Genomic DNA, 24,913 nt, shown 5'->3' with positions numbered 1-24,913 from the left:
TCGATACGTCCTGCAGCAATGACGGAAATGACGGCGCGGTTCTTACAGGCCGAGCCATTCCTCGAGGGGGCCCTTGGGAAGCGGGACGAGGAACCAGCGTTCGAAAACGAGATAGGTCAGGACCGGCATGCCGACCGCGACCGCGATGGTCGTCAGCCAGCGATAGTGGCCGAGCCAGCGCATGAACCAGGCAATGAAAACCATCGAGGCGACATAGAGGCCGATGAACGGCATCGAGCCGACATAGATCGCGGTCGGCACGACGACGCTCATGACCTGGCGCAGCTGTCCCCATTCTGCGAACAGCCGGCCGTCGTCGTCGCGTTGCGCATGCCAGAGGTTGATGGCGCTCGCCACGACGATGGCGGCGCCGATATAGAAGGGGAAGAAGCCGGCACGCGGGCCCTCGGCGCCCCAGTTGATGCCGGCCTTCAGGCTGCCGAGGATGACGACGAGGCCGAAAACGCCGATCAGCAGCGCCATCCCAATTTCCAGCGTCTTGTGGGCCGGGCCGCGTTCAGATCGTTCAGTCATGGGGCCTCCAGGCGGAAACGCAGTCTTTCGCGGTCGCGGCGGGCGTGAGGACGAGCAGGGTCCTCAGCCATCGCCGATGTCGCGGCTCAATTCGCCGATGCGAGGAAGCCCGCTTCCTTCATCAAGCCTTCGTGGCGCTTCTCCTCCGCCTCGACCCATTTGGCGTAGTCGGCGCCGGTCATGAAGGTCGTGTTGAAGGCGCCGCTCTTCATGAAGTCCTGCCATTCCGGCGTGGCGCGCACCTTCTTGAACAGCTCGACATAGTATTCGATCTGGTCCTTCGTCGCCTTGGGCGACATGAAGATGCCGCGCAGCATGAGATATTCCATCGCAAGGCCCTGCGACTTGCAGGTCGGAATATCCTTCCAGGCCTTGCCGTCGGCGATCGGTTCGTCATAGGCCATCGGCTGGGCGTCGAAGACGCAGAGCGGACGAAGCTTGCCGCCGCGCCATTGCGCGACCGCCTCGATCGGATTGTTGACGGTCGAATCGACGTGATTGCCGACGAGCTGGACGGCGACTTCGCCGCCGCCCTTGTAGGGAATGTAGGTGAACTTCGCGTCGATCGCCTTCTCGATGCCGACCGTGATGATCTGGTCTTCCTGCTTGGAGCCGGTGCCGCCCATCTTGAATGAGCCGCTTGGTGCCTTCTTCGCAGCGTCGACGTAATCCTTGACGCTGTTGTACGGCTTCTCGGCATTCACCCAGAGCACGAATTCGTCGAGCGCCAGCATCGCCACCGGCGTCAAATCCTTCCAGTTGAACGGGATGCCGGTGGCCAGTGGCGTCGTGAACAGGTTCGACAGCGTGATGATGATCTTGTGCGGATTGCCCGACGACGTCTTCACATCGAGGAAGCCTTCACCGCCCGCGCCGCCCGCCTTGTTGATGACGACCATCGGCTGCTTCATCAGGTTGTGCTTGGTGACGATGCCCTGAATGGTGCGTGCCATCTGATCGGCGCCGCCGCCGGTGCCCGCGGGCACGATGAACTCGACCGGACGGACCGGCTCCCAGGCTGCCCGGCTTGCGGTGCTGTTGGCGCACGACATCGCGATTGCCGCCAAAGCGACACTCAGAACGGATGGCTTCATTTGTTTCTCTCCCTGTCGAACCCTCAACGCAGCCGCTCTTTGTCGACTTGCGTCAGCCCATCTCAATTCAGATGCCTGGTGTCACCCTTGCGGTCGATCTCCCATGGCAGTCCCGATAGAAACTGTATGAGGAGGGACACCGCGCGGCATCCGCTCCTTTCGGCTAAGGTTCCGCCAAGGCTCGCGGTGCGTGTGCCCTCGGCTGTTCCCGTCTTGCGTTACGTTTCCCCGCCTTACACCTTGGATTGTGCAATCGTTCTTGCTTGTCCAATGGTATGCGCGATGCCAGCGAACAAACAATCGGATCGGCAGCCAGTCCGGCGGACGAATCGTCGCAGTTGAGGTCGCAAGCCCGGGCAAGGAGGCAAAAGAAAATGGCCCCGAACGAGCGGGGCCATTTGACCGAACCTGGCGTCTGCGCGGTCTGTCAGCTCCGCCGGTTGGCGGGAGGACAAGGCCTTCTTACAGGCCGAAACGCGGCAGGTCGCCGTTGTGATTGGAAATCTCGGCGCTCGCCATCAGGAAGCTGTCGATCGCGGCCATCAGGCGGGCGAACAGCGAGGCGGAGGGGGCGAGAGCGACGGAAGCGGTCTTGGACATCGGAAATCCCTTTCTGGAGACAGTCAGTCTTGCTGCCTCATCTCGAGGGGAGTTTATGTATACCAGATGCCAGCGTCCATGATCTTGTTTGCATAGCAGCATTCGTTCTTCCGCATTGCGGCATAGCCGGGTGAGGGGCTCAGGACAGAGCACCTTGACACGGCGCGCCGAACAAAGAATGTTATGTTATAACATTACATAGTGAGATGCCGTGTCTCGCCGCCCTCGACCCATCCCGCTCAAAAGGCTGTTCGATCTCCATGCCCAAACTCCCCGTCACCGTCTTGTCCGGCTTCCTCGGGGCTGGAAAGACCACTTTGCTGAACCACGTCCTGAACAACCGGCACGGCCTGAAAGTGGCGGTGATCGTGAACGACATGAGCGAGGTGAACATCGATGCGGACCTGGTCCGCGATGGTGGTGCCAACCTCTCGCGGACTGACGAGAAACTGGTGGAGATGACCAATGGCTGCATCTGCTGCACCCTGCGCGACGATCTCCTGAGGGAGGTACGTGCGCTCGCCGAAAGCGGGCGCTTCGATTATCTGCTGATCGAATCGACAGGCATTTCGGAGCCGCTCCCGGTCGCAGCGACGTTCGATTTCCGCTCGGAAGAGGGCGAAAGCCTCTCCGACATCGCCCATCTGGACACGATGGTGACGGTGGTCGACGCCGCCAACCTGCTCAAGGACTATTCCTCGACCGAGTTCCTGGGCGAGCGCGGTGAGGCGCTGGACGGAGACAAGCGGACGCTGGTCGATCTCCTCGTGGAGCAGATCGAGTTCGCCGACGTGATCATCCTCAACAAGGTGGACGATGCCTCGCCGCAACAGCGCGAGGCGGCACGCCAGATCATCCGCTCGTTGAATCCGGAAGCCGACATCATCGAAGCCAATCACAGCCGCGTGCCCTTCGACCGCGTGCTCAACACCGGCCGGTTCGACTTCGAGAAGGCCCAGCAGCATCCGCTCTGGTACAAGGAGCTCTACGGTTTCGCCGACCACGTGCCTGAAACGCAGGAATATGGCGTGAAGAACTTCGTCTACCGCGCCCGCAGGCCGTTCGATCCATCGAAGTTCGACAAGTTCGTAAAAGAGGCCTGGCCGGGCGTGATCCGGGCGAAGGGGCATTTCTGGCTGGCGACGCGGCCGCAATGGCTTGGCGAGATCAGCCAGGCGGGAGCGATCGTGAGGACCGAAGCGCTGGGTTTCTGGTGGGCGAGCGTCCCGAAGGAGCGGTGGCCGAACGATGAAGGCTGGCGCAAGCGGCTCGGCCAGTATTGGGACAAGGTCTACGGCGACCGCCGCCAGGAGATCGTGTTCATCGGCACCGGCATGGACGAAGCCGAGATCCGCCGCAGGCTTGACGCATGTCTCGTCCCGGAAACGTCCGCCATGGACATCGCCGCATGGTCCGCTCTCGCCGATCCGTTTCCGGCCTGGCGTCGAGGCGATCAATCCAACTGATCGACGTGAATATCAAAAGCCTCGGCGTAAGGTCCGGGCGCGACCATCTTCGACCAGGTCTTGCAAGGGGACGGCAAAGCCGTTAGTGCTCTGCCCCCCTTTCCAATCATCTGTCAGAGTGGTTCATGTCGAGCGCCTCGCCCGCCGTCTCGATCGGCATCGATTTTGGGACCAGCAATACGGTCGTCGCGATTGCGGCGGACGACCGCCGGGTCGAGGCCATCCGCTTCGACCACGGCGGACAGCGCCACAGCGTCTACGTGTCGGCCCTGTGCTTCTGGGAGGACCGGCCCGGCGCCGGCGCCCAGGCCGAGGGCGGCCCGTGGGCGATCGAGCAGTTCCTCGAAGGCCGCCACGTCTACCGCTTCCTTCAATCGTTCAAGACGTTTGCGGCGAGCAGCAGCTTCAACACCACCCAGGTGTTCCGGCAGCGCTACAAGTTCGAGGATATTCTGGCGGCGTTCCTGCGGACGCTGGCGCGCCATGGCGGCGGGAAGTTCGGCTTCGAGGCGGCCAACATCACGGTCGGTCGCCCCGTGCGCTTCGCCGGCGGCAATCCCGACGAGGCGCTGGCGATGCAGCGCTACCGGGCCGCGTTCGAACGGCTTGGCGCCGGTCACGCGCGCTACGTCTACGAGCCCGTGGGTGCGGCGTTCTCCTTCGCGCGCCGGCTGGAGCGGGATGCCACCGTGCTGGTTGCCGATTTCGGCGGCGGCACCAGCGATTTCTCCGTGATGCGTTTCTCGCGTGCGGCCGGTAGCCTTCGCGCCGAGCCGCTCGGCCATGCCGGCATCGGCATTGCCGGCGACACCTTCGACTATCGCATCGTCGACCACGTCGTCTCGCCGCGGCTCGGCAAAGGCTCCAGCTTTCGCTCGTTCGACAAGGTGCTGCCGGTTCCGAGCGGCCACTACACCAACCTCGCGCGCTGGCATCAGCTCGCGATGATGAAGAGCAACGGCGATCTGCGCGAGCTTCGCGAGCTTGCGCGCACTGCGTTGAAGCCTGATCTGCTCGAGGATTTCATCACCATCGTCGACCTCGACCTCGGCTTTTCGCTCTACCGCGCCGTGTCCGATGCCAAGGTCGCGCTGTCGGCGCAGGACGAGGTGGACTTCCGCTTCAAGGGCGGCGGCGTCGATATCGGCGCGGCCATCACACGGAAGAACTTCGAAGCCTGGATTGCCGACGATATCGCGCGTTTGGGGGCGACCGTCGACAAGGTGCTGGGCGAGGCCGGCGTCACCGCGCGCGAGATCGAGAAGGTGTTCTTGACCGGCGGCACGTCCTTTGTGCCGGCCGTCCGGAAACTTTTCGCCGAGCGGTTCGGCAACGAACGGCTGATGTCAGGCGACCAGTTCGAGTCGATCGCCTACGGGCTGGCGCTGATCGGACATAGTCCCGACCCGGATCGCTGGGCGGCAAGTCAGGTCGCGTAGCAGGCGGCGAGCAGCGCTATCCGATCGCTATTTCTGCTGAATTCGGTTCAGGTAATCGATCACGGCGAGAATGCGAGTCCGCACGACGACCTCCGGGCTTTGCTGCGGCCCGGCCTTTTGCCAATAAGTGGGATCGACAGCGTGAGGCAGGCTGACGATGGGGTTGAACCGTTCGCCCCAGACCGGCATTTCGCGCGTGCCGTGAGCCGGGACCGATTTCGACCCATAGATGGTTTCGTAAACGGCGTTGGTGGGAAACACCCCGTTGTTGTTCTTCGCCAGCATGGTCAGGTCGGAAGGCGATGTCTTGAGCTGGCCGCTGACCGGTCCTTTGCCCTTTGCGTCGGCGCCATGACAACTCGCGCATGACGACAGAAACTCGGCCTTGCCGATGTCGACTTCTTCGGCCTTGGCGGCAGCGGCGAAACCTGCGGCAAGACCGGCAATGATCAACCATTCGATAGCAGATCTCATCATCTCGCCTCCGAGGCCGGCAGGGAAGACTCCTGCTCCTAGCCGTTTTGCCCTTTAGACAGTTTGACGCACATCAAGACCGCGCAGCCAGAACCGAAGCGCGCACATGACTTTGCGCAGTCGCTCGCTCGCCGACGTGACGTCGTCAGTTCTCCATGGCCTCATAAATCAGCTGCTTGACGGTCCTTTGGATGCGCTGGCGCTCCGAAGGAGTCTGCTCGAGCAAGACGAAGAACATGTCCTGCTTGGGGTCGATCACGAAATAGCAGCCGCTGGCCCCGTCCCATTTCAGTTCGCCCAGATTGCCCGGCGGCGGCGGTTTGGCGTTGCCCGGATCGGTGCGTACGGCGAGGCCGAGCCCGAAGCCGAAGCCATCGCCCGGAAAGTAGAAGAAGTCCCGCTCGACGCCCGACCCGGGCCCGACCTGATCCGTCGTCAGCAGCTTGAACGCCTTGGGGCTGACAATGGTCTTGCCCTCGTACGTGCCGCCATTGAGCAGCATCTGAGCGAAGCGGGCGTAGTCCGCCATCGTCGAGACCATGCCGCCGCTGGCGTACATTATCTTCTTCGGCTTGGTCGGGTCGTTTTCGCGTCCCACCCGGAAATCGCTGTCGTTCGGCATCGGCTTGGCGAGCAGCTTCTGCTTTTCGGGGTCGCCGACGAAGAAGCCGGTGTCCTTCATGCCGAGCGGATCGAGCAGCTTTTCCCTCTCGACCTCGATCAGGGACTTCCCGGACGCGATTTCCATGATCCGCGCCAGGATGTCGGTGGAATGGCCATACTGCCAGAGCGCGCCGGGTTGATTGTGCAGCGGCAGTTTTGCGATCCGCTCGGCGAACTCGGCGAGGTCGAAATCACCGGCATAGATATCGGCAGCCTTGTAGGCCTTGCGGACCAGGCTGTCGCCGTAGAAGCCGTAGGTGATGCCGGAGGTCTGGCGCATCAGGTCGAGCACTGTCGGCGGCCGGTTCGGCGGCACCAGTTCGAGCGTCTTGGTCCCGTCGCTGGCTGCCTTCTCGACGCCGACCTTCACATTTGCAAACGACGGAATGTATTTTGCGATCGGGTCGTCGAGGGAGAACTTGCCCTCGTCGATCATCTGCACCGCAACCACGCTGGTGATGGCCTTGGTCATCGAGAATAGGCGGAAGATGGTATGGTCGGTGATCGGAGCCTTCGACTCCACGTCCTGCACGCCGAAGGATTGGTGATAGACCGGCTTGCCGTGCTGTTGGATGAGCAGGATTGCTCCGGGAATTTTCCCCGTCGCCACTTCGTTGCGGAAGAACTCGTCGAGTTTCGCCAGCTTGTCCTTGTTGAAATGTGCTCCCGCGGGAATTTCAAAAGTCCCTTCGGCCCGGGCCGAAGCTGCTGCGGCCGCAACGAGCAGCGCGCCACAGGCAATCATCCGCAACGCCTGGAATGGTTTCATCAACCCCCTCCCGATTCCGCCCGAGTTTAGCCTTCCGCTCAACCGGCACAAGGGGCATCGGACTGCAGGGAGCGCCAGCACGCAGGCGGGAGGGCGCCTGCCGCGCCGCCGTCGGATACCGTTTCGCACGGACCCGGTGGCGGTCTCCTTAGGATAAGGCTAAGCGGCACCGCTGCTGCTGAAGCGGCAGCCGCACACTCGATCTGCATCCTGAGGGCCCGCCACTGCGTCCAGCCTATTGATTGATCTCGGGCTCGACGAGCCTGGCCAGATTCCGCAGCGATTCCTGCCAGCCGAGATAGCAGGCCTCCGGCGGGATGATATCCGGGATGCCCGACTGCGTGATGTCGATTTCGGTTCCGACCGAAACCTTCTTCAGGATCACGGTCACCTCGATCAGGCCGGGCAGATTGGGATCGTCGAACTTGTCGGTATAGCGGATGCGTTCGCCGGGCACGAGCTCGACATATTCTCCGCCAAAGGAATGGCTGTTGCCCGTGGTGAAATTCCGGAACGACATCTTGAACGTGCCCCCGACCTTGGGCTCGAAATGATGCACGGTGCAGGTGAAGCCGTTCGGCGGAAGCCATTTCGCCATCGCATCGGCCTCCAGGAAGGCGCGATAGACTTTCTCCGGCTTGGTGGCCAGGACGCGGTGCAGGCGGACGGTATTGGGCATGTTTCGTTCATCCTCTTGCGTTGATGGGCCGATGTTGGCGTCTATGGCCCATTCATGTCACGAGGACGACCGGGAAGCTGCCGACCCGACAGGCACTCTCGAATTTTTTCGCCTTTTTGTTTGGGGGCACCGACACCTGCTGCGGTCGCGCCCGAGCACGATCCGGAAAGTTGCGTGGCGACTTTCCGAAAAGATCATGCTCAGGCAACGACCTGAAGCGCAATGCGATCCATTCCGATCTCATTCCGCTCCAGACAGCCGCCAGGCACCATCGTGAACGCCCGTCATTTTGTGATGACGTGCTTCGTCGGCGTCACTGCAGGCGGCGGTGCCGCCGGCGAAATCGCGAGCGTCACCCATGCATTCCAGCCCTCGGGCCGGTGTTCGGCGGCAAATTCCTTGTAGCCCTTCAAGTTGAGGTAGCCCTGCTTGTCGCCGAGCGGGAAGATGAATCCGATCTGCGGGCCGACCCCGCCCACCCTCGAGCGGAAACAGCCGACGCGATCGCCGGATCCGCCGTCGCACCCGAGTTGCTGGTAGAAATACCCGACGAGCCCCACCTGCACCTGCTTGCTCAGGAACTGGGAGGCGCCCCAGTCGAAGTGCATGTCGACACCGCTTTGGTACTGCGTATCTGTGTTCTTGAAATTGTAGGTGAAGCCAAGCACGCCGGACAGTTCATGTCCGGTCTGCGGATTGAAATAGGTGTAGCCGCCGCCCGCGTCGATCGCGCCATGCCCGAGCCCGATGTTGGCGAGCCGGGTCGACTGGTAGGCTCCGACCGGGATGTCCCCGGTGACGTAGGTCATGTAGTTGTGGACACCGGCATTCCAGCGCAGCGCGAATTGCGGGATCAGGTCGCCAAAGCCGGTTACGGAATCGCTGATGGAATCGGAGCGCGAGAAGGGAATGGAGCCCAGCGGCGTTGCGAGCGTACCCGTCACCAATCCGTTGAGCGTCGTGGTGTTTGCACCGTAGATTCCCATCAGGGTGGCCGACGCCTGTCCGCCCAGCACCGGTGTTGCAAAGACGTAGGTCGCGTTCAGCAGGCCCAGATCCACACTCGCGTTGAGGTTCGCATTCAACGTGGCCGTCAGGTTTGCGGGGATGCGGCCGATCTGGATTTCGCGTGCACGCGCCACGTCGCCGCCGGCGGACACCGAAGTATGATAGTAGATCGCAGCCGTCGTCCAGCCCGGTTGCTGAGGTGTGGCAGCAAGGCTGCCGAACATGCCGGGAATCCAGAAGCTGATGCCGCTTTCATCGGCCAAGGCTGTTGTCGGTATCGATGCAAAGGCTGCAAATGCAAGAGCGGCAAACGCTTTCGTCAATCGCATGGTGACCCCTCCCAAACCACGAGCTTCGCTCAGTGGGAGCGCCTGATATGCTGCCGATCATATGACGCAGCCGGCCGGGCTTGCCAGAGTTGCCGATGCGCCGGGAATTTTTGGCAGTCAGGTGTAGCAGGAGAACAACACTACCGCGCCATGATACCGACGCATGGAGATGAGGTCCCGGGAGTTTACGTACAGACACCGCTCCCCTGTCTCTCTGCATCTCCGCTTCCGATCCGTCATCTTGATCTGTTGATCCATATCAAGTCTTTTTTCTGGTTGTCGGAAAATGATGGCGGCTCGTTTGAGGGGAGGAATTGCAATGAGCACTGCCCGATCCTTTCATCTCGTCGCCTTTTCACTGACCCTTGCATTTTCGGCGCCAGCATTCGCACAGCAATCGCAACAAGCCGCACCGCCTCCCGGCTCGCCCGCCGCGACCATCACCATTCCGGGCAATCAACTGCCACCCCCGCCGCAGCAGTTCGGCGGCAAGATCGAGCGCGATGCGCGCAATTCGACACCTTTCTGGCCCTCGCGCGTGGTCCCGCCCAAGGGCGCACCGAACGTGCTGCTGATCATCACCGACGATGCCGGCTACGGCGTGCCGAGCACATTCGGCGGCGTCGTTCCGACGCCGGCGCTCGACCGCATCGCGCAGAGCGGATTGCGCTACACCAATTTCCATTCGACGGCGCTGTGCTCGCCGACGCGCGCGGCGCTGATCACCGGACGCAATCATCACTCGGTCGGCTATGGCGTGATCGCCGAGCAGGCCACCGGCTACCCGGGCTACGACAGTATCATCACCAAGGACAAGGCCACGATCGGCCGCATCCTGACCGACAACGGCTATCACACCGCCTGGTTCGGCAAGAACCACAACACGCCGGAGTATCAAGCGAGCCAGGCCGGCCCGTTCGACCAGTGGCCGACCGGCATGGGCTTTCAATATTTCTACGGTTTCATGGGGGGCGACACCAATCAGTGGGAGCCCGGCAATCTCGTTCGCAACACCACGGCAATCTACCCGTACCAGGGAAATCCCGGATGGAATCTGGTGACGGCGATGGCGGACGACGCCATCGACTATTTGAACCGCATGAACGCGCTGTCGCCCGACACGCCGTTCTTCATCAAATTCGCGCCCGGCGCCACGCATGCGCCGCATCATCCGACCAAGGAGTGGGTGAAGAAGATCAGCGACATGCACCTGTTCGACCAAGGCTGGAACAAGCTGCGCGAGACCATCTTCGAGAACCAGAAGCGGCTCGGCGTCATCCCGCAGAACGCGAAGCTGACGCCCTGGCCGAAGGACCTGATCAAGGAATGGGACCAGCTTTCGGCAGACGAGAAGAAGCTCTTCATCCGACAGGCCGAGGTGTTTGCCGCGTTTGCCGCCTATGCCGACGATGAGATCGGTCGCGTGATCCAGTCGGTCGCTGACCTCGGCAAGCTCGATAATACGTTGATCATCTATATCGAGGGCGACAACGGCACCAGCGCCGAAGGGCAGCCGAACGGCACGCCCAACGAAGTGGCGATGTTCAACCAGATCAATCCGTCGGTCGAGGATCAGCTCAAGTACTTCTACGACGTCTGGGGTACCGACCGTACCTACAACCACATGTCGATCGGCTGGGCTTGGGCCTTCGACACGCCGTTCTCCTGGACCAAGCAGATCGTTTCCCATTTTGGCGGCACGCGCCAGGGTATGGCGATCTCCTGGCCGGCGGTGATCAAGGACAAGGGCGGCATCCGCAGCCAGTTCCACCACGTCATCGACGTTGTGCCGACCATTCTCGAGGCCGCGAAGATCAAGCAACCGGACATCGTCGACGGTATCAAGCAGAGCCCGATGGAAGGTGTCAGCATGATGTACACGTTCGACGCCAACAACGCGAACGCGCCGTCGACCCACAAGATGCAGTATTTCGAGATGTTTGCGGATCGCGCGATCTACAATGACGGCTGGATCGCCTCGACCAAGGTGTTGCGGCCTCCGTGGGTGACTGGAGGTGTCAAGCTGCCAAGCCCGGCCGATTACCCCTGGGAGCTTTACGACCTGAACAACGACTGGACGCAGGCCGAGGACGTCGCCGCCAAATACCCTGACAAGCTGAAGGAGCTGCAGGCATTGTTCTGGAAGGAGGCGGAAAAGTATCAGGTGCTGCCACTGGACTCGTCCGTGGTAACTCGCGTTATCACGCCGCGCCCGAGCCTCGGCGCCGGCCGGACAAGCTTCGTCTGGACGCGGCCGTTCACCGGCACACCAAACGGCGACGCGCCGAGCCTGCTCAATGCGTCCTACGTCTTAAAGGCGGACGTCGACATTCCTCAGGGGGGTGCCGAGGGCATGCTGATCACCCAGGGCGGTCGTTTCGGCGGGTATGGGTTCTATGTCCTCAAGAACAAGCCCGTCTTCACCTGGAACCTCGTTGACCTCAAGCGCGTGCGCTGGGAGGGGACGGAGCTTACGCCCGGCAAGCACGTGATCGAGTTTGCCTTCACGTATGACGGTCTCGGCGCAGCGACCATGCTGTTCGGCGACTACAGCGGCATCGGAAAGGGCGGCACCGGCACGTTGAAGGTCGACGGCAAATCGGTGGCTACCGAGAAGATGGAGCATACGCTTCCCTTCATCCTGCAATGGGACGAGGCGCTGGACATTGGTTCGGATACCGGCACACCGGTCGACGACAACGACTATCAGGTCCCATTTGCTTTCACCGGGAAGATCAACAGGATCACCCTGGACATCGACCGGCCCAAGCTGAGTCCGGATGATCTCAAGCGGATGGAGGAAGCCGCGCGTGCGGCGGGCGACGGCCCGTCTGCGGACGCCGGAAGAATGGCCTCGGCGGAACCCCAGGTCTCCAGCAATATCGGCCTCAATCTGGTCGAGAAGATCCAGTTGCGGATCGACAAGCGCGAGGGTTGCCGCAAGGACGCCGAGGCAAAGGGACTTGGTATGGTGGACCGGGTCAAGTTCGTTCAGGAATGTGTTCGCCGATAGTTCGGCCAGATGCACGCGATGTGCAATCGGAGAAGCTCATGACAAACGGCCGTTGGATCTTCCTTTCAGCGCTTGCACTGATCGGCGCTCTGACTGTCGGCCGCGCTGCCGCGCAGGGCGCGGCGGAGACGGTGCAGGACATGCTCGCCGCACAGATCCGTTCGCAGGGGTTTACGTGTGACAAGGCGCTCGGCGCGACGAAGGACACCGCGCGCTCGAGGGCCGATCATGCGGTCTGGGTGCTCCGATGCAGCAATGCGAGCTATCGGGTGAGCCGTGCGCCCGACATGGCCGCCAAGGTCGAACCACTGCCGTGACGAAGCGCGCCAGCATCGAACGGCGGTGACATGCAAAGCGTAACCGATCTGATCCCGATCACACCTTCGATCGACGAGCTTGGCCGCATCATCGCCAATGTCGCAGCTCCGGCATTCCTGCTAGGGGCGGTCGCTGCGTTCATCTCGGTCGTGATTTCACGGGTTAACCGAGTGATCGACCGCTCGCAGTTCATCAACGGCATTCCCGCAGGCGATTCTGCAAGGGTCTTCCTGAAAGCCGATCTGCCGCGGCTTCGGGAAAGGGCGCGGCTTCTGAACCGGTCGCTGTTCTGCTCCGTCGTCGCAGCAATCCTCACGGCGCTCATCATCTTCGTTGCATTCGTCAGCGCGCTCCTGCAGATCGCACACGAATACGGCGTGGCGATCCTGTTCATGGCGGCCATGCTGATGTTCAGCGCCGCCCTCGTCGATCTGGCGCGCGAAACCAGGATTGCGCTTCACGACAATGACCTTCACGTATAGGCCGATTGGCGGTGAACGGCTGGAGCAGTAAGCAGACGTGGCACGTGGCTCGCGAAAGAACCGCAGGGATCACCAGCTCCGCAAGGCGCCAGCGCCCGAACCAGTGAAATCGGCGCCGCAGCCGCGGTCAGTCCCTCACAAGACCATGAGGCACTGGATCGTCGGTGCGAGCGCAGTTGCTGCCGCGATCGCTGTCGGACTGCTGTGGTTCGAACCATTGAAGGCTCCCGTCCAGACCTCAGCGCCTGCCGAAATGGCTTTCGTCGGCAGCGAGTCCTGCGCCGGCTGTCACGAAACAGAGGCAAGACTCTGGCGGACCTCGCAGCACCGCCGCGCCATGGATCACGCGACGGCGCAGTCTGTGCGCGGCGATTTCAACGACGCGACGTTCGACTATGCCGGCACCCGCTCGCGCTTCTTCCGCAAGGAGGGCAAGTTCCTGGTCGAGACCGATGGGCCCGACGGCAAGCTCGCGACCTTCGAGGTGAAATACGCCTTCGGCATCGATCCGCTGCAGCAATATCTGATCGAATTCCCAGATGGCCGCGTCCAGGCTCTGTCCATCGCCTGGGACACGCGGCCAAAAGAGCAGGGCGGTCAGCGCTGGTTTCATCTCTACCCGGAGAGCGCCATCACCAGCAGCGATCCCCTGCATTGGACGAAGCTGAACCAGAACTGGAATTTCATGTGTGCGGAATGCCATTCGACTGATGTGCGCAAGGGCTACAATGCCGACCGGGACAGGTTCGCGACCACCTTTTCCGAGATCAGCGTCGGCTGTGAGGCGTGCCACGGTGCCGGCTCGCGCCACGTCGCCTGGGCGCACGGCAAGCCGGCGACGCGCGAGGCCGATAACGGCCTGCTGGTGCGCTTCGACGAGCGCACCGGCATCACATGGTCCGCCTCCGCCGGCACATTGACGCCGGCGCGCAGCGCGCCGGCGCCGGCCCTGCGCAAGGAGGTCGAAACCTGCGGGCGCTGCCACGCGCGCCGCGGGCAGCTTTCGGACGACTGGATACCGGGCCGGCCGCTCTCCGACACACACCGCGTATCGCTGCTCGACCGCCACCGCTTTCATGCCGACGGCCAGATGCGCGACGACGAGGAGACCTACAATTACGCGGCGTTCAAACAGAGCAGGATGTTCGCCAAGGGCGTGACCTGCAGCGACTGCCACGACCCGCACAGCGCAACGTTGAAGGCGCCCGGAGACGGCGTTTGTTCGCAGTGTCATGCGCCCGCCAAATATGAATCCGCGGCGCACCGGCACCACGCCCATGTCTCGCCGCCGCTCGGTTGCCCGTCCTGCCACATGCCCGAGCGACGCTACATGGTCGTCGATCGCCGCCACGACCACGGCTTCCGCGTTCCGCGCCCAGACCTCTCGGTGCAGACGGGCGCACCGAATGCGTGCAACGACTGCCATCCCGACAAGCCGGCAGCCTGGGCGGCGCAACAGATCGAGGGCTGGTTCGGGCCGGAGCGGCGCGGCCATCAGACCTATGCGCGTGCGTTTCATGCGGCCTGGAGCGAAGCTGCCGACGCGCAAGCGCAACTTGCCGCGGTCGCCGAATCGGCCGACGCTCCCGGTATCGTCCGGGCCAGCGCGCTGGCGGAGCTTCCCGAACCAATTCTCGATCTGGTCCGGCGCGGGCTTTCCGATCCCGATCCGCTCGTGAGGCTCGGCGCGCTCGATCGGCTTGACGGTGTGCTCCCCGATCAGCTCTGGCCGCTCGCCTCGCCGCGGCTGGGCGATGCCGTGCGTGGTGTGCGCATTCGCGCCGCCGAACTTCTGGCCGTGGTGCCTCCAGCGCGCCAGCCAGCGGTCGATCGCGACAGGTTCGCGCGGGCGGCTGCCGAATTCGTCGCTGTGCAGAAGCTGAACGCTGATCGGCCGGAAGCGCGCACGGCGCTTGGCAACTTCTTCGTGCGCCAGGCCAATGCCGGCGCGGCGGAGGCGGAATACCGCGCCGCCCTCAGGCTCGATCCCTGGTTCGCGGCGGCCGCCATCAACCTGTCCGACCTGTACCGGCAGCTCGGACGCGACAGCGACGGGGAGAAAGTCCTGCGTGAAGCGCTCTCCGCGTCGGTGCAGGACGCATCCCTCCACCACGCGCTTGGTCTGACACTCGTGCGCATGAAGCGCAGCGAGGAGGCGCTCGACGAGCTGCGTCGGGCTGCCTCGCTTGACCCCGGCCAAATACGGTACGCCTACGTCTATGCTGTAGGGCTGAACGGAATGGGTCGGCGCGACGATGCGCTTTCTGTGCTGGACCAGAGTCTGCGCGGACATCCCAACAATCCCGAGCTGCTTTCAGCCGCTCTGAACTTCAGCAGGGAGAAGGGAGACATCGCTGCCGCGCTTGGTTACGCCGAGCGACTGGCGCTCCTCCGGCCTGACGATCCACGATTGACGAACCTCATCAGGGACCTCAAGCGATAGCTGAGCCAGGATGCGAGCCGCCCGTGCCAGCGGCTTTCGCCAGGCCGGCCCTGCCTCAAATCGCCACGTCCTGTGGCGTCATCGTGAACGCCAGCCGGTAGCGGCCAACCGTCGGGTGATTCTGAGCGCCTGCCGCATGAAGCACCGATGACCCCAACTGCGCGATCACGGCACGCTCGACGGCATCGGCGTCGTAACCCGACAACAGCACGATCCAGTCGGCGGCGCCGTCCTTTCCCCGGATCTTCTGTTCCGTGGTGGGCGAACTCGTCTTTGGTGTTTCGGTCAGGAGGAGGTGAGCGCCCGTCAGTCCCGGTTTCGATGCAAGGGCGCCGAGCGCATCGAGCAGGTACGCCTGCAGCTCTGCAGCGCGTCCCGCTTGCGGCGACAGCCTGATGGTGGCCAGCGAGGTCGCGACGCCGCCGCCAAAGCTCGCCACGATCCGGCACTGGCTGCGCACCATGCCGAGATGATGCGGCATCATCTTCGTCGACCATGGCGTCGGCGCGTTGAGCCGGTCGAGATATCCCTTCGACGTGAGCACCTCATATTGCTCGAGCTCGTAGAGCACGAAGAAGCCTTCGGCATCCGTCGTGCTGCTCCAGCGCGATCCCCGCCGGAAGCCGGGAATGCTCATCCGCTCCGGAAAATGCTCATGCGAGTGCCAATCGCCGAACTCGTCGCGCTGCTCGGCGCGAACGCTCCACCACATCGCGACGGCGGCCTTGCCGAGCAGTGCCATGCTGACCTCCCTTTTGCGCAGGGCTATCGCATTTGAGAGCTTTCCCCGCGGCCATCCTTCGAGACGCCCGCTTGAGGCGGGCTCCTCAGGACGAGGACGGAGTGCGCGGCAGCAGTTTCAACGCGCACTGACGCCGATGAGCCTCATCCTGAGGAGGCGCATGAGCGCCGTCTCGAAGGACGAGGCGTTCGCGCAGGCCGCCACCAGTCATATGCGATAGCCCTGACTTCTTGCGGCCACTCTGCCTCAACATCGGCAGCGGCGGCAAGGTGTCCCCGCTCGGCAAGACGAAGCCACAATTCCGCTACCGTTTTCTCGTTCAACTCCTGCGGGAAATCAGCGGGAGCTTTCGTTGCGCAACACGCTCTGGGCTTTTGCCATCACGCTCTGCTGCCTTGGCTCGCCGGCCGAGGCTGCGGGCATTCAGTTGCTTGACGCCGATCCGGCGCTGTCGGGCGCGATCTGGTATCCGTGCGCGGCGGAGCCGACGCATGTGGCGCTTGGCCGTCTTTCGGTGCCCACGGTTGATCGGCTGGAGGGAGCGAAGGACTGTCCCGTTGCGGGCGCAAAGCTGCCGCTGGTCATCATCTCCCACGGAAACAGCGGCTACTTCGCGCTTCATCTCGACATCATCGAAGCGCTGGCGAACGCCGGCTTCGTCGTTGCTGCAATCAATCATCCTGGCAACAACACCAACGACATGTCGGCGCGCGGGATGTCCGTCTGGGCGTCGCGTCCGGTGCATATGGTCCGCCTGCTCGATTTCATGCTGCAGGAGTGGAAAGACAGGGACGCGATCGATCCTGCCAAGGTTGGCTTCTTCGGCTTCTCATTGGGAGGCTTTACCGGACTGGTTCTGGCCGGCGGTCGGCCCGATTTTCGAAGATTTGCTCCCAATTGTAAGGAAGAGAACAAGTCCACCGTCTGCGAGGAGTTGCACGCTGGTCAGTTTCCTGCCGATCCGCCGCACGATGCAAGGATCAAGGCCGCAGCGATCGTTGATCCCGCTGTGAGCTTTTCATTCACGCCCGAAAATCTGGCCGGCATCGGAATCCCCCTTCAGGTCTGGCGATCCGAACTGGGGGGCGGGGGCGTCAACGCGGCGGGCGTCGCATACGTGACCCGCAGTCTGCCTGGCAAGCCAGACATTCACGTCGTGCCGGCCGGTCATTATGCGTTTCTGCCGCCGTGCACGCCGGCGCTCGCAGCGTATAGGCCGCAGGTATGCACCGATCCCCAAGGCTTTGACAGAACGGCCTTTCACCGCGAGTTCGACGCAGCAGTGGTGGAGTTCTTTCGCGAGCAGATCGGAGGGCGTTGAGCCTCGCGCAACTGGCAGGACGTTTGCTGCTCCGGATGATGATATAATACCCCTGTTTTGCCCGACGGGTCAAAGATCGTTTCGAAAAATAAGAAGTAACTTCGTGCCCAAAGGGTTAGCTACTGTGCATGGGGTTGTTTTTCAGTTCTTAGTTGGCGCCGGCGACCGTAGGGCGTTCGCAAGCAAAAGGGCCGCCCCTTCGGGCGGCCCTTTCGTTGTACTCGAGGCGGTTTGGCTTACTCCGCGGCCTGCTTCTGCGGCGGGTCGAGTGCGCCGGACTTGTGGATCTCGGCGACCTGGTGGTCGCTGAAGCCGAGCACCGAGCGCAGGATCTCGTCGGTGTGCTCGCCGAGCAGCGGGGAGCGCTGCACGTCGCTCGGGCTATCCGACAGCTTGATCGGGTTGCCGACCGAGACGTACTTGCCGCGGGTGGGGTGGTCGACTTCGACCACGGTGCCGGTGGCGCGCAACGACTGGTCCTCGGCGATCTCCTTCATCGACAGGATCGGGCCGCAGGGGATGTCGTCCTTGTTGAGGATCTCCATCGCCTCGAATTTTGTCTTCGTCATCGTCCATTGCTCGATGCGGGCGAAGATCTCGTTGAGGCGCGGCAGGCGGGCCGCCGGCTTGGCGTAGTTCGGGTCGGTCTTCCAGCTCGGCTCGCCGATCACGTCGCAGATCTTCTCCCAGACCGGAGCCTGGGTGATGAAATAGATGTAGGCGTTGGGATCGGTCTCCCAGCCCTTGCACTTCAGGATGCGGCCGGGCTGGCCGCCGCCGGAATCGTTGCCGGCGCGCGGCACGGCGTCGCCGAACGGCACGCCTTCGCCGAACTGGCTGTATTCCTTGAGCGGTCCATGGGCGAGGCGCTGCTGGTCGCGCAGCTTGACGCGGCAGAGGTTGAGCACGCCGTCCTGCATCGCGGCGGTGACGCGCTGGCCCTTGCCGGTGTGGGTGCGCTGATAGAGCGCGGTAACGATGCCGAGCGCCAGATGCAGGCCGGTGCCGGAATCGCCGATCTGCGCGCCGGTGACGAGCGGCAAGCCGTCGCGGAAGCCGGTGGTGGAGGCGGCGCCGCCGGTGCACTGCGCGACGTTCTCATAGACCTTGCAGTCTTCGTACGGTCCGGGGCCGAAGCCCTTGATCGAGGCGACGATCATCTTCGGGTTGATCGCTTGAATCTTCTCCCAGGGGAAGCCCATGCGGTCGAGCACGCCGGGGCCGAAATTCTCGACCAGCACGTCGCACTGCTTGATCAGCTCGGTGAGGACTTCCTTGCCCTTGGGGTTCTTGGTGTCGAGCGTGATCGAGCGCTTGTTGTGGTTGAGCATGGTGAAATACAGGCTGTCCACGTTCGGGATGTCCTGCAGCTGGCCGCGGGTGATGTCACCCACGCCCGGACGCTCCACCTTGATCACGTCGGCCCCGAACCAGGCCAGCAGCTGCGTGCAGGTCGGTCCGGACTGGACGTGGGTGAAGTCGAGAATGCGAACGCCCTCGAGCGCTTTGGTCATCGTGTTGCTCCGTACTCTTTGTCTGCCCCTGCACCCGGCAGGGAATATTGGGTTGAGGGGTGGACTTACTTCTTCTTCTGCAGAACGCTCTGCGGATTGAGGTTGCCGATGCGGCCGCTCTCCGAGCCTGCGGCCGGATCGATCACCGCGTTGATGAGCGTCGGCTTGCCGGACTTCATGGCTTCGTTGACGGCGCGCTTGAGCTCGTCGGGCGAGGTCGCGTTGACGCCGACGCCGCCGAAGGCTTCCATCATCTTGTCGTAGCGCGCGCCCTTGACGAACACCGTCGTCGCCGGGTCGGCGTTGGCGCTGTTCACATCCGTGCCGCGATAGATGCCGTCATTGTTGAAGATGACGACGCAGATCGGAAGGTTGTAGCGGCAGATGGTCTCGACCTCCATGCCGGAGAAGCCGAAGGCCGAGTCGCCTTCCACTGCGAGCACGGGATGGCCGGTCTCGAGCGCGGCCGCGATCGCCTGGCCCATGCCGATGCCCATCACGCCCCAGGTGCCGACGTCGAGACGCTTGCGGGGCTTGTACATGTCGATGACGCCGCGGGCGAGGTCGAGCGTGTTGGCGCCTTCGTTGACGAGGATCGCCTCGGGATACTCCTTGATCACGTTCTTCAGCACGCCGAGCGCACCGTGATAGTCCATCGGCGATTTGTTGTTCATGAGCTTCGGCGCCATCTTGGCGACGTTCTCTTCGCGCTTGGCCGAGACGGCCTTGGTCCATTCGGCGGGCGGTGCGGTCCAGCCCGACGCCAGCGCCTGGTTGAACGCGGAGACGACCGAGCCGATGTCGCCGACGACGGGTGCGACGATCTCGACGTTGGAGTCCATCTCCTTCGGCTCGATGTCGACCTGGATGAACTTCTTCGGCGCTTCGCCCCAGCTCTTGCCCTTGCCGTGCGACAGCAGCCAGTTCAGCCGCGCGCCGATCAGCATCACGACGTCGGAGTCCTTCAGCACCGTCGAGCGGGCCGCGCCGGCGCACTGCGGATGGGTGTCGGGGAGGAGGCCCTTGGCCATGCTCATCGGCAGGAAGGGAACGCCGCTCTTCTCGACGAAGCTCTTGATCTCCTCGTCGGCCTGCGCGTAGGCCGCGCCCTTGCCGAGGATGATGAGCGGGCGCTTGGCGCTCTTGAGCACGTCGAGCGCGCGCTTCACCGAAGCCGGCGAGGGGATCTGCGCGGGCGCAGCGTCGATCACCTTGACCAGCGACTTCCGGCCGGCTTCGGCGTTCATCACCTGGCCGAACAGCTTGGCCGGAAGATCCAGATAGACGCCGCCCGGACGGCCCGAGACCGCGGCGCGGATGGCGCGGGCGAAACCGATGCCGATGTCCTGAGCGTGCAGCACGCGATAGGCCGCCTTGCACAGCGGCTTCGCGATCGCGAGCTGGTCCATCTCCTCGTAGTCGCCCTGCTGGAGGTCGACGATCTCGCGCTCGGAAGAGCCGGAGACGAGGATCATCGGGTAGCAGTTGGTGGTGGCATGCGCGAGCGCGGTGAGACCGTTGAGGAAGCCGGGCGCCGAGACGGTCAGGCAGACGCCGGGCTTCCTGGTGAGATAGCCGGCAATGCCTGCGGCGTAGCCGGCGTTCTGCTCGTGGCGGAAGGAGATCACGCGAATGCCGGCGGCCTGCGCCATGCGGCCCAAATCCGTGATCGGGATGCCCGGCACATTATAGATGGTGTTGATGCCGTTCAGCTTGAGCGCGTCGATGACGAGATGGAAGCCATCCGTCAGTTCCTGCTCGGTGCCCGGTGCTTCGGACTTGGTCGCGGTATTCAGCATGGGCCTTGTCTCCCTGGTCTCAAGGTCGTTGGGGCGAATTGTTCGCCCTTCTGGTGAACGTTGCTTAAGTGAACAGCTACGTGAACAGTTCTTGGCCGTGCGCTTCCACATAGGCGGCAAGGCCGAGGGTGTGATCGCGGGCGCGCTTCTCGGCGAGCTCGGTGTCGCGCGCTTCCAGCGCTTCGATGATGCCGAGATGCTCGGGCAGCGAGGTTGCGGTGCGGTCCTTGCGTCCGATGGTCAGCTGGCGATAGCCGCGCACGTGCAGCAGGAGGTCATTGGTGAGATCGACCAGCACCGGCGATTCCGACAGCGAGATCAGCGCCTGGTGGAAGGCGATGTTGGCGCGGGAATATTCCTCGACGTGATCCTCGGGCAGGCGGTCCTTGCTGAAATCCTTGAAGAAGTCGCGCAGCGCCGTGATATCCTTCTTGCGTGCGGTGGTGGTGATGAGCCGCGCGGCCATGCTCTCCAGCGCCGCCCAGGCGCGGATCATGTCGACGATCTCGCTCTTGGTCCTTCGCACCACCATGATGCCGCGGCGCGGCACCGTCTTCACGAATCCGTCCTGCTCGAGCATCGCGATCGCTTCGCGGATCGGCGTGCGGCTGACGCCAAGCCGTTCGGACAATGCGCGCTCGTCGAGCATCACCGGTTCGGGCGTCGAATAGATGTCCATCTTGAGGATGGCTTCCTTCAAGGCGTCATACGCCTTGTTCTTGAAGCTGCTCTCCGGGGCAATACGAACGATTGCGATGTCTGCCTCGGCCATGTTCGGCAACGCCTTGGTTGGTTTGCGTAGTGACACGACGAATCTCCTCCAGTGGGAGTCGTCTTTTACAGGAATAATGACGGGAAAGTTTTTGGCATACCACATGCCAGAATGTCAAGGCGGCGATTTTTTGCGGCGTTCTAAGACAAGCTCCAGCTTGACAAGTTGGCTTCTGGCATACCAAATGCCATCGCCAGCCATTTTTGATCCAAGCCGGCGGAGTAGTCTCGGGCTTTATGCCACTCCGTTCCGCCGCATGGAACAGAGCGCGGCGAATGGCAAGCATCACGGGCAGCCGCGGTACGCGCGCGCTTTGAAAAGAACGAACTCAGGTCAAGGGAGAAGCCAGATGTCCAATTCCAAAGATGCCGTCCGCAAGGTGCTCGACCAGGTCAAGGCGGACAACCGCACCAGCCTGACGGCGCCGGAGGGCAAGCTGGTCTGCGACGCCTACGGCATTCCGGTGCCTAAGGAGGGCGTGGCAAAGTCGGCAGGCGAGGCCGGCAAGATGGCTTCGTCCATGGGCTTCCCGGTCGTGATGAAGATCGTTTCGCCGGACATTCTCCACAAGACCGAAGCCGGCGGCGTCATCGTCGGTCTCAAGACCACTGAGGAGGCTGAGAAGGCCTACGAGACCATCCTTTCCAACGCCAAGAAATACAAGTCCGATGCCAAGATCGAGGGCGTCCAGGTGCAGCAGATGCTGGCCGGCGGTACCGAGGTCATCGTCGGCTCGATCACCGACGGCTCGTTCGGCAAGCTCGTCGCCTTCGGCCTCGGCGGCGTACTGGTCGAGGTGCTGAAGGACATCACCTTCCGCCTCGCGCCGGCCACCAAGGAAGACGCGCTCTCGATGCTCGACGGCATCCAGGCGCATGAGATTTTGAAGGGCGTGCGCGGCGGCGAGCCGGTGAACCGCAACGCCCTTGCCGAAATCATCGTCAAGGTGTCGCAGCTCGTCACCGATTTCCCCGAAATCGTCGAGCTCGACCTCAACCCGGTGTTCGCGACGGCGAAGGATGCGACCGCCGCGGACGTGCGCATCGTCGTCGACTTCGCCTACAAGCCGAAGCCCAAGCCGCGTCCGACGGAAGAGATTGTTGCGGCGATGAACCGCATCATGCAGCCGAAGGCGGTCGCCGTGGTCGGCGCCTCCGCCGAGGACGGCAAGATCGGCAACTCCGTGATGAAGAACCTCATCAACGGCGGCTACAAGGGCGAGATCTATCCGATCCATCCCAAGGCCGCCGAGATCCTCGGCTACAAGGCCTACAAGAGCGTCAAGGACGTGCCCGGCGTGATCGACGTCGCGGTGTTCGCGATCCCCGCCAAGTTCGTGGCTGCGGCGCTCACCGAGTGCGGCGAGAAGAAGATCCCGGGCGCGGTGCTGATCCCGTCGGGCTTCGCCGAAGCCGGCGCGCCGGAGCTGCAGGCCGAGATCGTCGAGGTCGGCAAGAAGTACGACATCCGCCTGATGGGGCCGAACATCTACGGCTTCTACTATACCCCCGCCAATCTCTGCGCGACTTTCTGTACTGCCTATGACGTCAAGGGCCATGCGGCGCTGTCGTCGCAGTCGGGCGGCATCGGCATGGCCATCATCGGCTTCTCACGCTCGGCGAAGATGGGCGTCTCGGCGATCGTCGGTCTCGGCAACAAGTCCGACATCGACGAGGACGATCTGCTCGCTTTCTTCGAGCAGGATCCGAACACGAACCTGATCGCGCAACACTGCGAGGACCTCAAGGACGGCCGCGCCTTTGCCGAAGCGGCAAAACGCGTCTCCAAGAAGAAGCCCGTGGTCGTGCTCAAGGCCGGCCGCACCTCGGCCGGTGCCAAGGCGGCGTCCTCGCACACCGGCGCGCTCGCCGGCAACGACCGCATCTACGAGGATGTGTTCAAGCAGTCCGGCGTGATCCGCGCTCGCTCCTTGCGCCAGCTGCTCGAATTCGCCCGTGGCGTGCCGGTGCTGCCGACGCCGAAGGGCGAGAACGTGCTGATCATCACCGGCGCCGGCGGCTCGGGCGTGCTGCTGTCGGACTCCTGCGTCGACAACGGCCTGTCGCTGATGTCGATGCCGCCGGATCTCGACGCGGCCTTCCGCAAGTTCATCCCGCCGTTCGGTGCTGCCGGAAATCCTGTGGATATCACCGGCGGCGAGCCGCCGATCACCTACGTCAACACCGTGAAGCTCGGCCTGTCGGATGAGCGCATCCACGCGCTGATCCTCGGCTACTGGCACACCATCGTCACCCCGCCGATGGTGTTCGCCCGCAACATGGTCGAGGTGAAGAAGGAGATGGAGGCCAAGGGTTTTGTGAAGCCGATGGTCGCGTCTCTGGCCGGCGACGTCGAGGTCGAGGAAGCCGCCGAATATCTCTACCAGAACGGCATCCCGGCCTACGCCTACTCGACGGAGCTGCCGGTCGAGGTGCTCGGCGCCAAGTACAAGTGGGCGCGTGGGGCAGGGCTGCTCTGAGGCGTTAGCGCCGCTTCGGCAATCCGAAGCGGCGCCTTGCAGGGTACGATTCCGGGTCTGGTCCTTCGGACCATCCCGGAATGACGAATTCCAAAGCGGCAGGTCGCGATGAGCAAGAACGTGATCCGGCGCAAATCGCTCGAGCCCAAGTCGGTCGCGGAAGCCGAGCACGAGGCGCGTGACGGTGGCGTGCAGTCCGTTGACCGCGCGCTGTCGATCCTGGAAACGCTGGCTGAGGACGACGAGGGCTATCGCCTCAGCGACTTGGCGATCCGCACGGGATTGTCGGCATCCACCGTGCACCGGCTGCTCGCAACCCTCGAAAGCCGCCGCTTCGTGCAGTTCGACCGCGGCGAATCCAAATGGCATGTCGGCGTGCGCAGCTTCACGGTCGGCGCCAGCTTTGCGCGGCGACGCAATTTCTCCGCGCAGGCGATTCCCTATCTGCGCAAGCTGCGCGATCTCACCCGCGAGACGGCCAACCTCGCCGTGGTCGACGATGAGTTCATCATCGTGCTGACCCGCATGGAAAGCCGCGAGATCATGCGCTCGCTGACCAAGGTCGGCGGCCGGGTTCCCATGGTGACCTCCGGCGTCGGCAAGGCCGTGCTGGCGACCTATTCGGACGAGGACGTCGGCGCCGTCATCCGCCATCACGGCATGCCCCGCCTGACCGAGAAGTCGATCGTTCGGCCGAGCGACCTGTTCAAGGAACTCGAAAAGATCCGCGAGCAGGGCTATGCCCTCGACGATGAAGAGGCCTGTATGGGCCTGCGCTGTGTTGCGGCGGTCGTCTACAACGACTGCGCCGAGCCGCTCGCGGCGATTTCAGTGTCCGGCATGACCGGCCGGCTGACCGATCAGCGGTTGCCGGAGATCGGGCAAATCGTCCGGGATGTCGCTGCCGAACTGACGGCCGCGCTCGGCGGGACGATCCCGGCGCCTCGCTGACCGAAAAAGCCCTGGGCGATGTCA

Annotated in this window: 20 protein-coding genes; 9 read left to right on the top strand and 11 right to left on the bottom strand. The window is 63.2% G+C overall.

Annotated features, from left to right (window positions below):
* Nucleotides 1-42: 42 nt before the first annotated feature.
* From XH96_RS26485 to XH96_RS26475, 3 genes are all read right to left on the bottom strand, one after another.
* Entirely contained in the window at nucleotides 43-534 is a 492-nt protein-coding gene (locus XH96_RS26485) for a tripartite tricarboxylate transporter TctB family protein (protein WP_194388355.1), read from the bottom strand.
* Between the two features lie 86 nt (nucleotides 535-620).
* The gene (locus XH96_RS26480) at nucleotides 621-1,628 is read right to left on the bottom strand and encodes a tripartite tricarboxylate transporter substrate binding protein (protein WP_194388354.1); all 1,008 of its coding nucleotides are present in this window, start codon (nucleotides 1,626-1,628) and stop codon (nucleotides 621-623) included.
* Nucleotides 1,629-2,090: 462 nt separating this feature from the next.
* Complete coding sequence (locus XH96_RS26475; protein WP_194388353.1) at nucleotides 2,091-2,228, bottom strand: hypothetical protein; 138 nt, start codon at nucleotides 2,226-2,228, stop codon at nucleotides 2,091-2,093.
* A 260-nt stretch (nucleotides 2,229-2,488) separates the two neighbouring features.
* On the opposite strand from XH96_RS26475, the gene zigA reads away from it, so the two are divergent.
* Together zigA and XH96_RS26465 are read left to right on the top strand one after the other, a co-directional pair.
* Nucleotides 2,489-3,694 (top strand): zinc metallochaperone GTPase ZigA, encoded by a 1,206-nt coding sequence (gene zigA / locus XH96_RS26470; RefSeq protein WP_194388352.1) that lies wholly within the window; start codon nucleotides 2,489-2,491, stop codon nucleotides 3,692-3,694.
* A gap of 125 nt (nucleotides 3,695-3,819) precedes the next feature.
* On the top strand, nucleotides 3,820-5,133 hold the full coding sequence (locus tag XH96_RS26465; protein ID WP_194388351.1) for an Hsp70 family protein: 1,314 nt from the start codon (nucleotides 3,820-3,822) through the stop codon (nucleotides 5,131-5,133).
* A 27-nt stretch (nucleotides 5,134-5,160) separates the two neighbouring features.
* Here XH96_RS26465 and XH96_RS26460 read toward each other — a convergent pair whose 3' ends face one another.
* From XH96_RS26460 to XH96_RS26445, 4 genes are all read right to left on the bottom strand, one after another.
* Nucleotides 5,161-5,586: a cytochrome c gene (locus tag XH96_RS26460; protein WP_246789756.1), complete on the bottom strand. Its 426-nt coding sequence runs from the start codon at nucleotides 5,584-5,586 to the stop codon at nucleotides 5,161-5,163.
* A 166-nt stretch (nucleotides 5,587-5,752) separates the two neighbouring features.
* The gene (locus tag XH96_RS26455) at nucleotides 5,753-7,039 is read right to left on the bottom strand and encodes a serine hydrolase (protein WP_194388349.1); all 1,287 of its coding nucleotides are present in this window, start codon (nucleotides 7,037-7,039) and stop codon (nucleotides 5,753-5,755) included.
* A 235-nt stretch (nucleotides 7,040-7,274) separates the two neighbouring features.
* The gene (locus XH96_RS26450; protein WP_194388348.1) at nucleotides 7,275-7,718 is read right to left on the bottom strand and encodes an SRPBCC family protein; all 444 of its coding nucleotides are present in this window, start codon (nucleotides 7,716-7,718) and stop codon (nucleotides 7,275-7,277) included.
* Between the two features lie 284 nt (nucleotides 7,719-8,002).
* A complete protein-coding gene (locus tag XH96_RS26445; protein WP_246789755.1) occupies nucleotides 8,003-8,950 on the bottom strand; it encodes a transporter in 948 nt (315 codons plus the stop codon).
* Nucleotides 8,951-9,374: 424 nt separating this feature from the next.
* Here XH96_RS26445 and XH96_RS26440 point away from each other — a divergent pair, with 424 nt between their 5' ends.
* The 4 genes from XH96_RS26440 (at nucleotide 9,375) to XH96_RS26425 (ending at nucleotide 15,311) form a co-directional block, all read left to right on the top strand.
* Nucleotides 9,375-12,068, top strand: coding sequence for an arylsulfatase (locus XH96_RS26440; protein WP_194388347.1), 2,694 nt, complete (start codon nucleotides 9,375-9,377; stop codon nucleotides 12,066-12,068).
* A gap of 38 nt (nucleotides 12,069-12,106) precedes the next feature.
* Nucleotides 12,107-12,385 carry a hypothetical protein gene (locus XH96_RS26435; RefSeq protein WP_194388346.1) on the top strand — a complete coding sequence of 93 codons (279 nt, stop codon included), beginning with the start codon at nucleotides 12,107-12,109 and terminating at the stop codon, nucleotides 12,383-12,385.
* A gap of 30 nt (nucleotides 12,386-12,415) precedes the next feature.
* Nucleotides 12,416-12,868, top strand: coding sequence for a DUF2721 domain-containing protein (locus XH96_RS26430; RefSeq protein ID WP_246789754.1), 453 nt, complete (start codon nucleotides 12,416-12,418; stop codon nucleotides 12,866-12,868).
* Nucleotides 12,869-13,013: 145 nt separating this feature from the next.
* On the top strand, nucleotides 13,014-15,311 hold the full coding sequence (locus tag XH96_RS26425) for a multiheme c-type cytochrome (RefSeq protein ID WP_194388345.1): 2,298 nt from the start codon (nucleotides 13,014-13,016) through the stop codon (nucleotides 15,309-15,311).
* Between the two features lie 55 nt (nucleotides 15,312-15,366).
* Here XH96_RS26425 and XH96_RS26420 read toward each other — a convergent pair whose 3' ends face one another.
* Nucleotides 15,367-16,053 (bottom strand): hypothetical protein, encoded by a 687-nt coding sequence (locus XH96_RS26420; RefSeq protein WP_194388344.1) that lies wholly within the window; start codon nucleotides 16,051-16,053, stop codon nucleotides 15,367-15,369.
* A gap of 352 nt (nucleotides 16,054-16,405) precedes the next feature.
* Here XH96_RS26420 and XH96_RS26415 point away from each other — a divergent pair, with 352 nt between their 5' ends.
* The gene (locus tag XH96_RS26415; protein WP_194388343.1) at nucleotides 16,406-17,374 is read left to right on the top strand and encodes an alpha/beta fold hydrolase; all 969 of its coding nucleotides are present in this window, start codon (nucleotides 16,406-16,408) and stop codon (nucleotides 17,372-17,374) included.
* A 236-nt stretch (nucleotides 17,375-17,610) separates the two neighbouring features.
* Here the strand turns inward: XH96_RS26415 and frc are convergent, their stop codons facing one another.
* The 3 genes from frc to XH96_RS26400 all read right to left on the bottom strand — a co-directional run bounded on the left by frc (nucleotide 17,611) and on the right by XH96_RS26400 (nucleotide 21,459).
* Nucleotides 17,611-18,888 (bottom strand): formyl-CoA transferase, encoded by a 1,278-nt coding sequence (gene frc, locus XH96_RS26410; protein ID WP_194388342.1) that lies wholly within the window; start codon nucleotides 18,886-18,888, stop codon nucleotides 17,611-17,613.
* 65 nt (nucleotides 18,889-18,953) lie between these two features.
* On the bottom strand, nucleotides 18,954-20,687 hold the full coding sequence (oxc, locus tag XH96_RS26405; RefSeq protein ID WP_194388341.1) for an oxalyl-CoA decarboxylase: 1,734 nt from the start codon (nucleotides 20,685-20,687) through the stop codon (nucleotides 18,954-18,956).
* Between the two features lie 76 nt (nucleotides 20,688-20,763).
* Nucleotides 20,764-21,459 carry a GntR family transcriptional regulator gene (locus XH96_RS26400; protein WP_162131044.1) on the bottom strand — a complete coding sequence of 232 codons (696 nt, stop codon included), beginning with the start codon at nucleotides 21,457-21,459 and terminating at the stop codon, nucleotides 20,764-20,766.
* A 349-nt stretch (nucleotides 21,460-21,808) separates the two neighbouring features.
* On the opposite strand from XH96_RS26400, the gene XH96_RS26395 reads away from it, so the two are divergent.
* Together XH96_RS26395 and XH96_RS26390 are read left to right on the top strand one after the other, a co-directional pair.
* Nucleotides 21,809-23,938, top strand: a complete 2,130-nt coding sequence (locus XH96_RS26395) for an acetate--CoA ligase family protein (RefSeq protein WP_194388340.1) — start codon at nucleotides 21,809-21,811, stop codon at nucleotides 23,936-23,938.
* Between the two features lie 108 nt (nucleotides 23,939-24,046).
* On the top strand, nucleotides 24,047-24,889 hold the full coding sequence (locus XH96_RS26390) for an IclR family transcriptional regulator (RefSeq protein WP_194388339.1): 843 nt from the start codon (nucleotides 24,047-24,049) through the stop codon (nucleotides 24,887-24,889).
* Nucleotides 24,890-24,913 lie beyond the last annotated feature (24 nt).

The organism is Bradyrhizobium sp. CCBAU 51765, from assembly GCF_015291725.1.
GTDB classification, from domain to species: Bacteria; Pseudomonadota; Alphaproteobacteria; order Rhizobiales; family Xanthobacteraceae; genus Bradyrhizobium; species Bradyrhizobium liaoningense.
This window is presented reverse-complemented; position numbering and strand designations above follow the sequence as displayed.